Source organism: Microcoleus sp. Pol12B5 (genome assembly GCF_036701335.1).
Taxonomy (GTDB): Bacteria; Cyanobacteriota; Cyanobacteriia; order Cyanobacteriales; family Microcoleaceae; genus Microcoleus.
The window spans coordinates 960-14,784 of record NZ_JAUBQQ010000102.1 but is presented as its reverse complement, the minus strand read 5'-3'; the positions used below and the strand labels follow the sequence as shown (position 1 = coordinate 14,784).

Genomic DNA, 13,825 nt, shown 5'->3' with positions numbered 1-13,825 from the left:
AACGGAGAGGGAGGGATTTGAACCCTCGAAGGATGTTAACACCCTTAACAGATTAGCAATCTGCCGCTTTCGACCACTCAGCCACCTCTCCAAGATGACAGTAACTAACTATAGCACACACATCTTATTCTTGCCAACCCCTAATTTAAAAATTCCTCAATCCCTTACTCTGTATACTTTTCGCGACATCAACCTCCAGCCTCTTCCCCAAAGCCCCTGGCTTTCAAGTGCTTTTCCCAACTAAAATTGGAACTCAAAAAGAACCTCTTAGTATACAAATACCCCAAGCGGTACAGGTGAGCCTTGCGATCGGCATCGAGATTAAAGTCCGTCGTCGTCACCCCAGCTTCAGTCACATCAATATTAATCACCCTGCCCTTATCCATTTCTCGCTGGTGATAGCGGTCTCTTGCTTTCATCATCGTTCTGAACATCGCCGCCAGCATCGACAGGGGAGTATCAATCTTAGCTTTAGTCTCAATTCCGGTATCGACTAATCGAAACCCAAAGGTAAACCAGCGCGGTGCCACAAGAGTCGCACCGACGGATTGTTTGTCATAAATCCACAGGGGGAAATTGCTCAAAATTCCGCCATCTACAATTAAGTCATCGCCGAGTTTTCCTGGTTCAAAAAAGAGCGGAATACTCATCGACAACCGAACGGCTTCAGCAACGCTAAAATGTTCAGCGCTTTTGAGTCGCAACTGCTCGTACAAAGGATCGGAATCCGTCGATTCGCGTCGGTGTAAGTCGTCGGGCAGCACCAACATTTCACCGCGAGTAAGGTTCGATACTACTACTTTTAATTCCCGCTCTTTTACGATTTGTTTGACATCGGCAAAAGTGTGCAAGTTACCTCGACCGAGCATTGCTTCCAGCCACTGCCGGAATGGCTGCGCCGAATATTCTCCCATCTGACGGCTAACTGTTAAGAAAAGCAGCGTCCAAGCAGGAGATTGCAAGTCGTCGGCGGGGTCGCCGTTTAAAATTAGAGGACTGTTTTTTTGAGTTAAAAATAGGCTGTAATCGAGCTGTCCTAAAATCTCCTCTAAATCATCAATTGACAAGTCGGTTGCCAATACTGCCGCAGTAATTGCACCGGCAGAAGTGCCGGCCAATTTTCGCCAGTTGATGCCCAAATCGCTACAGCACCTGAGTGCTCCTAAAAACGCAACTCCGCGCACGCCGCCGCCTTCAAAAACCCCGTCAGCATAGATTTGACCGTTTTCGTCTGGAGGGGGAAATTTGCTGAGAATTGTTTGTTTTTCGGTGGCAGTGATTCTGACACCGGGTTCTTGCAAAATTTGCTGGGGATACCACTTGCTCATGGGAAATACCTCGGATCAATTTTGGGTTTTAGATTTTAGAGAGATATCTATGGTTCTTGATTTTGGTCGGCATCCATTGCCTCTTTGACGTATTGTTGAACTTGCGATCGCACTTGTTCGTAGGCCACCGACGCGCACCAAGGTCGGAGAGATAAAATAGTTGTATCGGGAGTAATCTCGGCTACCAAACAAGTCGGGGGCGGATTCTCCAGCACCAGCGGGTGAGAGTGGGCAATTTCTAGTAACTCAGCTACAGTTGGACGAATTGGCCGATCGCCAATATCAATCTTCAAGTCTACTCGCCTCGTTCCCATTGCCGTTGTATTTTTCAGTGTACCGTTAAACAACTGATTGTTCGGGACAATAATTTTTATGCGATCGTCTGTCACCACGGTTGTTGAAAAAATCCCGATGCTGTCCACCACTCCCTTAACATCGCCAGCTTCAATCCCATCCCCGACTTCAAAGGGTCGCAAACTAATTAACATTACCCCAGCAGCAAAGTGCGACAAAGTATTTTGCCACGCCAAACCAATGGCCAAACCCGCTGCACCCACCACCGCAACCACACTGGTAGTTTGAATTCCCAACTGACTCAAAGCGGCGACTACTCCCACTACCAAAATCGTAATTTCAGCAGCTTGAACTAAGAATTTCCGCAGCGTGGCTTCGGTGCGACTCAGTGCTCGGCGAGTCACGCGCCCCGCAAAGTTGATCGCAAATCGCGTAATTAACAAAATGCCGATCGCCCACAGCAGTTGAGGTACAATTTTAAACCCCAATTCTACGAATTTTTTCGAGAATTCTTGGGCTAGTTCCAAGGCTTGTGTTCTTTCTGCATTTAGCTGAGAATAGAAGGTTTGGGCTATTGGTAAAAACGTCTGAATAACTGTCATATCAATTGGGAATTGGGAATTGGGAATAGAAAATTGCAGTCTCAGTCTTATCGCTTATTCCGAGAGTCCGACAGGGGTTTTCAACCCCTGTCTCATAGCGGAATTCCTCTAAAATAGGACTAAAGTGCATAATTTTATATTTCAAACTCTTGAGTCTGTTTACACCGACTTTAGGTATGAGGCAGGGATTTAAACCCCTGCCGGACTACTTTTAATAGTGTACTGCTACGCGGGGCAATCGGTGTTTAAAACCGCAGAGGATTTCCCACGAAATAGTTCCTAAAGTCGTGGCCCAATCGTCAGCACTAATTTGATTTTCCCCATCTTTTCCCAACAGAGTCACCACTTCGCCGACTTCTAAATCGGGAATATCAGTTACATCTAGCATTAATTGATCCATCGTTACCGCGCCCACTTGGCGCACGAATTTACCCCTGACTAAAACCTGCATTTTATTAGAAAGATTTCGCGGAATACCATCTGCATAGCCGATACCAATTACGGCAATCTGTGTCGGCCGCTGAGCTATAAATTGATAGCCGTAACTGACGCCGGTTCCTGCTTCAATTGTTTTCACCTGCGTTACCCTAGCTTTTACCTGCATTGCGGGCTTCAAATTGGATCTCGACTGCAAGTGAGGTGCTGGATAAAGACCGTAGGTAGCTAAACCGACTCGCACTAAATCGTAGTGTAAATCCGGGTCAGCGAGGGCGGCAGCAGAGTTTGCCAAGTGGAGGCGAGGAGGGTTAATTCCTACTCTTTTAATTTGCTCGATCGCCTGTTGAAACCGCTGGTGCTGCTCTCTCATAACTGCGGGGTCGGGACTGTCGGCTGTCGCCAAGTGAGAGTAAATACTGGCTAATTTTAAATTGGGCAACCGCTTGACTAATTGCACAAATTCTGTGGCTTCCTGCCAGGGTGTACCCAAGCGAGACATTCCCGTATCCAACTTAGCGTGAACTGACAAAGATTGGTTGAGATCGGCGAGAACTTCCGAAAAAATTAGGGCTTGTTTGGCAGTACAAATAGTGGGCTGCAAGTGCCAATGGGCGATCGCCTTTACCTGTGGGGCTGTATGGGTTGCCCCCAACAGCAAAATCGGCGCTTCTATCCCAGCTTCTCGCAATTCTATTCCTTCGGGAATTGTCGCCACTCCCAGCCAACTAGCACCTGCTTGCAATGCTGTTTGACTGACTGCAACAGCACCATGCCCGTAAGCATCCGCTTTCACAACTGCCATCAGTTCCGTATCGGGAGATAAGAGTTTCTTAAGCTGTTTTACATTGTGAGTTAAAGCTGCTAAATCGATTTCTACCCAAGCCCGCTGGCAAAGTCCCCCGTTATCGTCCCACAGCAAAGTCTGGCGGGATTCTTTTGTCGTTGATTCTGCGGTTGTTTGTTCCCCACTCCACATTGTCGATCGCTCCTACTTGCTTACACCATTAAAAACTGCTTGGAGATTTTACCCTAAGTTTGATTATAATAATATTCTCTCTTTCATCAAAGTTAACTGGTGTATCATAGCACCAAAAATACCCGGTAAAAACTATGGACGGACTGGCCTACCTACATTTAGCTGAAACTTGGGAAACGGCTGCGGGTCAAACTCGATCGACCCACTCAAAAAGGCACCTGAATTTAGCCTCTTCTGCTTTACTTTTCTTTACGATCGCTCTCACAATTTTCAACTTAGTCAATCCCGCACTCGCCATCAAAAAAGGTGATTCAGGCCCGGAAGTAGCCGAACTCCAGAAAACTCTACAAAACGCAGGCTATTTTCGCGGTAAGGCTACAGGATTTTACGGTTCTCTCACCCAGGCTGCTGTGAAAAAGTTTCAAGCAGAGAACAACCTGAAAGTTGACGGAATTGTTGGCCCTAAAACCTTGTCAGCACTGAAAGGTAAGCCGGAAGACGCCAGCATGGAAGCTGCGAAAAAAATCTCGCCCAATGTCGATAAATCTTCGCCATCTCCTACCGCCACAGAAAACACAAACGAACTAGAAGATCCAACTAAAAATCAGCCTCAAGAACCTCTATTTCAAGAACCATCTTTGCCACCATTTAAAACTGAAAATTCCGAGGAAAAAGAAAGTGAATTACCATCCACAAAGCTGGTAAATCCTCCCGACAACACTCAAGGGAAAATGACATTAAAAACAACAATTTATGGCAATATCTCGCCAAAATCAATAGTTTATTCGGGAGACGGCTTGTTTTTTGCTCAAAACATGATGTACCGCCACACAATCACAGTTTACGACAGGAACTTTAAATTAGTCAAGACTATTCCCGATACAGTAAACTTGTCGAAGTTCGGCTTTTCTAAATTCAAAGGCAATTATAAAGGCTCTCCCGTAGAAGCTGCTTTTTCAACTGATGGAAAATATGCCTACGTCTCCAACTACAAAATGTACGGTTCGGGGTTTAGCAATCCGGGAACCGACAGGTGCTCTCCAGCGGCAAAACACGACCAAAGTTTTCTGTACCGCATCAATACCCAAACGTTAAAAATAGAAAAGGTAATTCCTGTAGGTGCAGTGCCGAAATTCAATGCTGTTTCGCCTGACAATCGATTCGCCCTCGCTAGCAATTGGTGCAGTTGGGATTTGAGCGTAGTTGATATCAATAAAAATATCGAAATCGAGCGAGTGAAACTGGGTGCATATCCTCGGGGTATTGTTGTCACTCCCGACTCAAAAAATGCCTATGTTGCCATCATGGGTTCTTCCAATATTGCGAAAGTCAATCTGATAGACTTTTCGGTAGAATGGCTGAGAAATATTGGCAATGCGCCGCGTCATTTGACGATCGCTCCCAATGGAAAGTATCTTTATGCAACTTTGAACGGTGAAGGAAATGTAGCAAAAATTGACCTACAAACTGGTAAAGTGGTGGACAAAGTTTCGACAGGAAAAGCACCCCGCAGCATGACAATTTCTGATGATGGAAAACTGCTTTATGTCGTCAACTATTTCTCGAATACTGTTAGCAAAGTTAGGACGAGCGATATGAAAGTGCTGCAAACAGTGAAGGTTAATTCAAGCCCGATCGGGATTACTTACGATCCGGAAACTAATCAGGTTTGGGTAGCTTGCTATTCGGGCAGCATTATGGTGTTTCAAGATTAATTTAGGTGCTTCGTAGTGAGGGCTTCAGTCCTGACTACAAACAAGAGCGATTAAATGTTATTGGGGGCGGGCTAGGAGCATCGCCCCTAAAATATTACTTGGACAACTTTACAGGCTTCACAACATACTCAGAAGACTTAGCAGGTACTTGACCTTTTTTGGCCATAGCTTGGTAAATCATGGCGGCTACTTCAGCGCGAGTTGCTGTTCTATTCGGCTGCAAAAGTGCGCGCTTCGGGTGGTTGACAACAATGCCAGCTTCTGTGGCTGCTGCTACTTTGTTAACTGCCCATTTCGGCACTTTTGCCCTGTCTGTATAAACTTGTAAACTTTTGGTTGTTTTTGTTGATGGTTTCAGGCTCAAACCGCTCGCTAAAGCTGCGATGACTTCGACACGGGGAATATTTTTGTCGGGACGGAACTCATTGTTTGGGTATCCTTTAAGATATCCAGTTGTGACGGTGTGGTCGATCGCCGGAGCGACAGGACTTTTGTCTTTTACGTCTTTAAAATCAATCGGTTTTCGGATCGGCTTTTTGTCGTCGGACATTCGCTGAATCAAGCGTGCTAGTTCGGCTCGCGTCATCGGTTCGTCGGGCCGAAATTTGCTGTCGGTGAAATCAGTAAAGATTTTGCGATCGACTAAAGCGACAATGAACGGACGCGCCCAATATTTGTCCGGAACATCTGAGAATATAACGGGCCCAACTTTGGGTTGATTGGCTTTCGGTTGATCGGCTTTCGGTTTGGTAATTGCTGAATTGGGAGTTGATCGCGCAATTGGCTTGGGAGGAACAACGATTACACCCACGGGAGGATTTTCCGGTAAAATCGGCCCTAAAGGTGCAACAGGTGCGACATCCGGTTTTAAGGGAACGGGGGTTGCAGCAGGCGATCGCAAATCCGAACTTGGCGATTCTGGCGTTAATATTCCCGGAGTCGCGGGCGTAACAGCAGGCTGAGAAAAAACGGCTGGAAATTGCCAATTTCTGGCATTCAATCGATCGGGATTTTTACCTGTTACCCAAAATAAAATTGCTCCCATTGTGCCGAAGGCAACCAAGATAGCAATCAATTCATCCAATCCTAAAGGGTTTCTTTCCCCTGACGGGGGTTGTGAAGAAGACATATTGTCACCTACATACTAATGTAGAAATTAAATCACATATTTTTTGGGTCTGGGGGAAACACAGAAGGCTAAATCAATTATTCCAAAGTTTTCACTCTCCCTACCTGCGGCGGCGTGGCATCGGGAGAATATATAAAATCAACTTTTACCGATGTCATTTGCTGATTTTTGCCATCTTCAACTCAGCGCCTTCTACTCCCGAAAGAGCGATTCCGACTCGGTTGACGAGAATTCCTGCCACTACCAAAACTTGGCTGCCGCTTGTTTTGATTTTGACGTGGCTGCGGCGATCGCCTCAAAGTGCTGCCACCGTAACCCGAACCGGTCGATCGATTGCCATTTGGACGTACTGAGGGTCTTACTGGCTGGTTGTATGTGGGCGATCGCAGGCGGCCGGTTGTCCTTAAAACTTGACGGTTTCTCACCTCTGGAGGCGGAGTTCGGTAGCGAGCTTGATATTGGTTAACAGCTTGACCGTAAGTATTGCCATAGCCGCCATATCCTGTCATAATTCCCGGCTGATAGACTGGCGGCATATAATATTGCGGTCTAAATAACAAACTACCGATCGCCTGACCGGCAACAGCTCCAGCAAACGGCGCCCAGAAGCCAGATTGCTGCCGCACTACTACGGTTTGTGGCTGACCGGTTTGAGGATTAGGAACAGTTTCGGTAACGTTGTGGACGTACTCAATTTTAAAATCTTCTGTCAAATGCAAAACCGCTTGATTGTTATCCAAGTTTAGATAACTTTTCTTGCCTGCTGATATTTCTTCATCTGTTAAGCGAGCCATTTGCAAATCCCTAGTCCGGTAAACTGGGGGACTGCCGGCGGGAGTATTCAGCAACATCAAACTGTATTCGCCATCCGCATCGTCGTAGGTAGCTTGCTGTACAGGATATTGACCTTGAGCCAAGTTATTGTTTGGTGCAGGACGCACTGTGTTAATATTTGGATTGCCAGCAGGATTTGTAGAAGTTTGTCTACTAGGAGAACCGCAGGCGGTTGCCGTCCATAAAAAAGTTAAAGCCATTAAATAAATTGTCAGTCTTCGCAGCATCATAAATAGTAATTGGTAATTGGGCATCGGGCATCGCGCATGGGGCAGCGCGCATTGGTAGCAAATAACTAATAACTAATAACTAATAACTAATTACTCCTTCCTTAAAGGGGAATAAGTTCTGGGAAATTGACCAACACTTGGTCGTTGGTAAGTTCGTCTCCCAACTGTGCGGGAGAAAAGTGAACTTGCACAGCTCGGAGCCTTTCTTGGTAATGTAAATTAATCAGTGCTTTTAAACCGACTTTAAGCGCGCTGATGTCAGCGAGATCAGTTTCTAGGGCAGGAACTTCGCCTTCATAAGCAACTGTCAGCATCACCACCACATTTCTAGTTACCGGCAAAGACAAGGGGGATTTTTTATCGTAAACAGATGTACTGTATTGAGGCTCGCTGAGATAGCGATCGGCTGAATCAGTGAAAAGTTCATCCACATAATCGCCGGCTTCGCCTTCATTCCAAAAAACATCGCCTTCATTGGCAGCTGCTTGCCAGTAGTTGTCGTACTGCAACAGGTGATTGCAAATTTCTACAAGACCTTCTCCTAAAACTGCTAGGTCGCCATCGGCATCAATTGCTTCTCTGGCGGTGCGATTGAGAACTCCTAACAGCGGTGCAACTTCTTCGCCTGTTAGGTGAACGAACACCCGGCAAACTGCCAATCTAGTTTTACCTGTAAATTGATTGAATCGATCGCGCCAAGCATTCATAATAACCTATAGTTGTAATCTGTAGGGCTATATTTCCAACGATAGCAGGCGATTTGCACTCTTGCCGTCTAACCTCAGATTGATATCGAGGGCATTTTGAGCGATCGCCTCGGCAGCGTACTGTCTCGCTTTGACTCATCTAATTTTATAACAGTTTTCAATCGGATCAAATACAGTTCAAATACAGTAGGGAAACCGCACACCATTGTCCTGACGGAGAGCGGCGACTTTTAATAATTGCTATGAAATTGATGATTGTAGCCAGAGTTTTTTTATTTAGCTTAATTCGGCGTTCCTTTGCTTTGCCGAAATATGAGATTATGTGCTATCGATTCATCTGTCTATTGTTGGCAGTGCTTTGCGATCACCCGGACAAGAAATTGTAGGCTAGATAATTTCTACTCAAAAAACCTCCAATCTTGGAAGATTGGAGGTGCGCTAAGCGAATACTTTGGTTTGAGATAACTATTTGACGATCGCGCTTTGGACTTGTTCGATCGCAATTTCAGAATTCAACTCAGCACCTGGCGAAACTGGCAAATCCAGCTCGCCGCCTGGAGCTTCTGGGTGTTCGCGAACGACTGCAACCGCATCTGCTGACTCAGCTACAGCACCAGCCGCCGTCAAATCGAGCAAGGCAGGAACTTCCATGTGTCCAGAAACACCTGCATCTGCCATCGGAGCCGACTCTTCAAAAACTTCAAAATTATCGGTCATCGCAGCGCAAGCAGCAGAGGCGCGCTTGCCGGCACGGTAGCTCATGTAGGCCGCTCCGCCACCCAAAACTCCAGCCAAACCTAGGAAACCGAGAGCTGCTGTTTTGTAGGATTTCCACGGATTCATGCGCTCCGAGCCGCCAGAACCTAGGATCGTTGTCGCAGAACCAGATTTAGCTGCCCCTGATTTGCTGTAGGAACAGGGGAAAGCAGATGCGGCGTCACCTATGGCGATGCTGCTTGCGATCGCGACGACGGAAGCAATGCCAGCTAACACTTGAAACTTCTTCATGGTGCTGTGCAGATTGTAAAGGATAATTAAAAAATTAATGGTAACAGCTCTTTACAAATGTATCAACTCTGCGCGCCGCCCATATCGAGGATCGATCGCAAAAGTCAGCTATAGCCTCACACAATTCAAATTTAAAATTGCCAGCTTACACATCTGAAATGCTTAGTCTGTAAGCATTTGGACTAACAGCTCGGTAGAAGTTCAAGTTTTGTGAACCAATACTTCGATCGCGCCCAAATTACAAAATCTGAGGTGAGACAGTAGAAATTTTAATTACAGAGTGGCAAACAGTTGGTGACAAACTACTTTTAAGGCTACTTTTGTAAAGGCTTAGTTATTGGAATAACTCTTATTTTTATGACAGACAACGCGACTCAAGGCATTGAGCGAGCTCCTCGCCGATTGTTGGTGACGGGCGGGGCTGGATTTATCGGCTCGAATTTTGTGCATCACTGGTGCAGCAGCTATCCGGGCGATCGAGTAGTCGTACTCGACGCTTTAACCTACGCCGGAAACAGACAAACCCTGACAACTTTGGAAGGAGGCGAAAATTTTCGGTTTGTGCAGGGGGATATTTGCGATCGAACCTTAGTCGATACCTTGCTCAAAGAAGAAAACATCACCACAGTCGCCCACTTTGCTGCAGAATCCCACGTTGACAGGTCAATTATCGGGCCTGCCGCCTTTGTTCAAACCAACGTTGTCGGAACCTTCACACTGTTAGAAGCCTTCCGCAAGCATTTTGAAGCAATTGATGAGGCATCTCTCAAAGCACAAATGCGCTTCCTCCACGTTTCTACCGACGAAGTTTACGGCAGTCTCAGCCCCGATGACCCAGCCTTCACAGAAACAACCGCCTACTCGCCCAACAGTCCCTACTCAGCCTCCAAAGCTGGCAGCGACCACCTCGCCCGCGCCTATTTCCACACCTACGGCGTCCCGACAATTATCACCAACTGTTCCAACAATTACGGCCCCTATCACTTCCCAGAAAAGCTCATTCCATTAATGTGCATCAATATGTTATTGGGCAAACCGTTGCCAGTATACGGCGACGGTCAAAACGTGCGAGATTGGCTCTACGTTCTCGACCACTGCCGCGCTTTAGATGCCGTTATTCACCGTGGTCAGCCTGGGGAAACCTACAATGTTGGTGGCAACAACGAGGTCAAAAATCTCGATTTAGTCAGAATGCTGTGTCAGCTAATGGACGAATTAGCTTCTGATTTACCCGCCCGTCCTTGCGAACAATTGATCACATTTGTCAAAGACAGAGCCGGGCACGATCGGCGTTATGCTATTGATGCCACCAAAATTAAAACCGAGTTAGGTTGGACTCCCTCAGTAACAGTTGAAGAAGGTTTGCGACAGACTGTAGAATGGTACTTAGCCCATCGGGAGTGGTGGGAACCCCTGCTTTCGGAGGAATATCAAACTTACTACCGGAAAGTCTACTCTAACTAATCTACTCATGGACGCACGGGCTACCACGAACCAGAACCACTAAAAAACTGGTTTTTCAGCTCAAGAGTGCGTCCAGAAAGGTTTCTGTCTTGCCTTCAAGCTTTACATTTTAACTTTTGGCGCAGAAACCGGGTTTGACGGAGGAAAATCTTTCGTTAAGTGCGATCGATCCGAGTTAAAAAATCAGTTTTCTTTTGTCTTTGCTCCTAACTTCAGATTGAATTAGGTGAAGGTAGATATCACACATATTTGCTCTTGTCAATCTTTGTGAAGATTTAGTGAAAAATCATCCCAAACGCATAAATTTAAGTGTTTGTAGCTGATAATTTTAATAGAGTTACAAGCTTAAGCCTTTTAGAAGCTTTTAGGAAAAACAAAAAGCAGCAATGACCGAAATAAACTCGCTCAAGCACATCCAAGAACCTAAATACTGGCTGTTAGGCATCGCCTCCGGTTTGATTGCCATACACCTAACTCTGACTTCCAGAACAAACGACACTGACCTGTTCGGTACAATGTTACTTTTTTGGGGAGTCGTAGCATTTTTAATTTGGGAAAGGCACGAATCCTTAACTTTTGAAAGCGGAATTTTCGCCAGCGTCTTTGGGTCATCGTTAATTGCTTTAATTTTGCTAAAAAGCTCGTCGATATCTGGATACGACTTTTTCATCCGAGCAACGCCTTTTTTGTCAGGAATCAGTCTTGCATTGCTCGCTTCCGGCACAAAAGGACTGAAACAATATTGGCAGGAACTTCTAATTCTTGGCTATACAGCTATTCCTCCCGGATTAATCGGAGTCTTCGTTGATGTCGCCCTATTAACAGCAAAATTTTCAGCTTTCCTCCTGCACTATATAGGATTTGAAGTGGTGCGGAAAGGGGTTTTTCTCATCCTGGAAAAGGGCAGCGTGGAAGTGTATCACGGCTGTTCCGGCGTAAATGCGATGCTACAATTGTTAGGACTAGCTCTGGTTTTCTTACTGATGTTTCCTACCACTACGGGTCAGAAAATCGTATTGCCATTCGTAGCCATAATTACTGCATTTCTAGTTAATGCCGCGCGAGTTGGTCTCCTGGCAGTGCTGGTATCGCTATCTAAACCAGAAGCATTTAAATACTGGCACGAAGGAAATGGTTCGGTAATATTTTCGATGATTGCTGTATTTATTTTCGGGTTATTCTGCTGGTTCGCAATTTTGAAAGACCAACCCCCAAATCAGGAAGGACAGAATTGCTAATGGCTATTACCTCTTGGAAACCACTTAGGCTTTCCCTGTTGGCTGTTACTTTGGGAGGCGTTTTGTTGGTTGCCGGAAAATTGGTTTTCTATCCATCGGATGGCAAGAATGTGGCAACCCCGTTTGAGTTTCCCGAGTCGGTGCCTCTAGCCGATTGGAAACTAAACAAGAGCGCGCTTCTGGAAATTAAGGAAAATTCAGAATTCAAAGCTGCCAGGAAATATGAATATCAAAAAAATAGCATGGATCTAGAAATAGAGATGCGCTATGCGGTAAACACCATTGGGGATGTGGAAGGTATGATGAAAGGACATACTATTCTCAAGTCGTATCCTGTTAAACTAGCATTGGCAAACACTCAAGGCGCGGGGTTTCACGGAATTTTGCAACAGCAAAATCGACTGTATTTGAGTTCGTGTATCAATCCTAATGGCAGTGCTACAGTAACTTCCCAACAGTTTAGATATAATCGAAATACTCGCGATTGGCAGCCAAACCGTATTCTGTTTTGGTTGTTAGGTAGGGGAAATATTCAAGACCGGCGCTGTTTGTGGACTCAGATGTCTGTGCCTTTGGATAAAACAACTCCAGAAGATGCCAAAAAAATTCTAGAGAATGCTTGGGTTTCTTGGTATGAGTGGTGGCAACCGCGATTCCCCGATCCTTGACTCGATTCAGTAGATTTTAGCTTTTAGCTTTTAGCTTTTAGCTTTACTCCACAGGTGAATCTGGAAGCTTGAACAAGAGTCTAAAATTTTTGACTCTCCACGACTGTTGTCGGGAGCTTGTATCCGTTCTTGAGCGGGGTCAAGAGAGATTTTTCTTAACAACAACTCTGATTATTTTATGAATGACTTACAAGGCGAACAAGGTTTTTCTATCTACAGACTGCGTTGGATTGGCTACGGTCTATTAATTTTGTCTGTATTAGATACAATTGCAGTTCTTATACCAGCAAATTTTGGTAATCGCCTCTGGGAATTGCAGACGATTGGGGCTGTAGTGGAACGAGTGCCAGTTCCTCTACTGGCAATGGCGCTGATATTTTTTGGCGAAGGGTACGATCGCAGAGCCTTGGAAGACGTTTTTTTGAAGGTTTTGTCTTGGGTGTGTCTGCTGCTAGGTCTGCTTTTTCTGTTGATGCTGCCTTTGGGAATTTTTGGCACTATCTACGTCAACAACCAAAACAACCAGCAAATTACTACTCAAGCAAACCAACAATTAGCTCAGTTGCAGCAGGTGGAAGAACGGCTGAATAAGGGTAGTCCTGAAGATTTAAGGAATTTGGCCGGGGAACTTACCCGTTTGGGAGTACCAGCGGATACGCAAAACCCACAGCAATTGAAAGAGCAAATTCTTTCGAGAATTACCCCGGCTAAGGAAAGGTTACAGACGCAAAGTGCTGCGGTTCAGTCTAGTCAGCGCTTGGGGTTATTTAAAAATGCTATTAAGTGGCTACTGGGCGCGCTAATTTCTAGTGTTTTGTTTTTTACGCTGTGGCGCGGTACTGACTGGGCTCGGTAGTAGTTTTGAGTTTTGAGTTGCGATTTGTGAGCTAGTAAGGTGCGCTAGGTGCACCCGGAAAGTCTTGTTGAGGATTAAGGTGCGCCCTGTACACGCCGCCCGCGTCTTGGTGGTTAAGAAGACCCTCAAACCCTAGAAATTTCGTTGGGTGCAGCGCTGGCTCTTCTTCTTTTCAAAAGATATCGGTAATAAATCTTGTTTATTGCCGATAGCAAACACCGAGAATGATGCAAATCCGTCGTTAGCGCAGTCCTCGAAGAGGAGCGCACCAAGACGCGGTCTGGCATTGTGAAATCCACAATTTAAAATCTAAAATTCACAATCTAAAATCCACAATC

13 protein-coding genes and 1 tRNA gene are annotated in these 13,825 nt (G+C 45.7%); 5 read left to right on the top strand and 9 right to left on the bottom strand.

Going from position 1 to position 13,825, the window contains the following annotated elements; translation table 11 throughout:
* Positions 1-2 precede the first annotated feature (2 nt).
* The 4 genes from QUA24_RS25500 to alr all read right to left on the bottom strand — a co-directional run bounded on the left by QUA24_RS25500 (position 3) and on the right by alr (position 3,638).
* A tRNA-Ser gene (locus QUA24_RS25500) sits at positions 3-91 on the bottom strand.
* A gap of 97 nt (positions 92-188) precedes the next feature.
* Positions 189-1,328 (bottom strand): patatin-like phospholipase family protein, encoded by a 1,140-nt coding sequence (locus QUA24_RS25495; RefSeq protein WP_333233071.1) that lies wholly within the window; start codon positions 1,326-1,328, stop codon positions 189-191.
* Positions 1,329-1,375: 47 nt separating this feature from the next.
* Positions 1,376-2,224 carry a mechanosensitive ion channel family protein gene (locus QUA24_RS25490; protein WP_333233069.1) on the bottom strand — a complete coding sequence of 283 codons (849 nt, stop codon included), beginning with the start codon at positions 2,222-2,224 and terminating at the stop codon, positions 1,376-1,378.
* Between the two features lie 211 nt (positions 2,225-2,435).
* On the bottom strand, positions 2,436-3,638 hold the full coding sequence (gene alr / locus QUA24_RS25485) for an alanine racemase (protein ID WP_333233067.1): 1,203 nt from the start codon (positions 3,636-3,638) through the stop codon (positions 2,436-2,438).
* Between the two features lie 134 nt (positions 3,639-3,772).
* Between alr and QUA24_RS25480 the strand changes: the two genes are divergently transcribed.
* The gene (locus QUA24_RS25480; protein WP_333233065.1) at positions 3,773-5,353 is read left to right on the top strand and encodes a peptidoglycan-binding protein; all 1,581 of its coding nucleotides are present in this window, start codon (positions 3,773-3,775) and stop codon (positions 5,351-5,353) included.
* Between the two features lie 94 nt (positions 5,354-5,447).
* Here QUA24_RS25480 and QUA24_RS25475 read toward each other — a convergent pair whose 3' ends face one another.
* The 5 genes from QUA24_RS25475 to QUA24_RS25460 form a co-directional block, all read right to left on the bottom strand.
* Positions 5,448-6,482, bottom strand: coding sequence for an S-layer homology domain-containing protein (locus QUA24_RS25475; RefSeq protein WP_333233063.1), 1,035 nt, complete (start codon positions 6,480-6,482; stop codon positions 5,448-5,450).
* A gap of 77 nt (positions 6,483-6,559) precedes the next feature.
* Complete coding sequence (locus QUA24_RS27420; protein ID WP_445242648.1) at positions 6,560-6,640, bottom strand: hypothetical protein; 81 nt, start codon at positions 6,638-6,640, stop codon at positions 6,560-6,562.
* 24 nt (positions 6,641-6,664) lie between these two features.
* A complete protein-coding gene (locus QUA24_RS25470; RefSeq protein WP_333233073.1) occupies positions 6,665-7,546 on the bottom strand; it encodes a hypothetical protein in 882 nt (293 codons plus the stop codon).
* Positions 7,547-7,647: 101 nt separating this feature from the next.
* Entirely contained in the window at positions 7,648-8,253 is a 606-nt protein-coding gene (locus QUA24_RS25465; RefSeq protein ID WP_333085694.1) for a DUF1517 domain-containing protein, read from the bottom strand.
* 465 nt (positions 8,254-8,718) lie between these two features.
* Positions 8,719-9,261, bottom strand: coding sequence for a hypothetical protein (locus QUA24_RS25460; RefSeq protein WP_333233061.1), 543 nt, complete (start codon positions 9,259-9,261; stop codon positions 8,719-8,721).
* Between the two features lie 357 nt (positions 9,262-9,618).
* On the opposite strand from QUA24_RS25460, the gene rfbB reads away from it, so the two are divergent.
* From rfbB to hpsJ-A, 4 genes are all read left to right on the top strand, one after another.
* On the top strand, positions 9,619-10,725 hold the full coding sequence (gene rfbB / locus QUA24_RS25455; protein ID WP_333233059.1) for a dTDP-glucose 4,6-dehydratase: 1,107 nt from the start codon (positions 9,619-9,621) through the stop codon (positions 10,723-10,725).
* Positions 10,726-11,111: 386 nt separating this feature from the next.
* Complete coding sequence (gene crtA / locus QUA24_RS25450; protein WP_333216918.1) at positions 11,112-11,963, top strand: cyanoexosortase A; 852 nt, start codon at positions 11,112-11,114, stop codon at positions 11,961-11,963.
* On the top strand, positions 11,963-12,631 hold the full coding sequence (locus tag QUA24_RS25445; RefSeq protein WP_333216920.1) for a cyanoexosortase A system-associated protein: 669 nt from the start codon (positions 11,963-11,965) through the stop codon (positions 12,629-12,631). Before crtA ends, QUA24_RS25445 begins: the two co-directional genes overlap by 1 nt.
* A 178-nt stretch (positions 12,632-12,809) precedes the next feature.
* The gene (gene hpsJ-A / locus QUA24_RS25440) at positions 12,810-13,487 is read left to right on the top strand and encodes an HpsJ-like protein, cyanoexosortase A-associated (protein ID WP_333216922.1); all 678 of its coding nucleotides are present in this window, start codon (positions 12,810-12,812) and stop codon (positions 13,485-13,487) included.
* Positions 13,488-13,825: the final 338 nt, after the last annotated feature.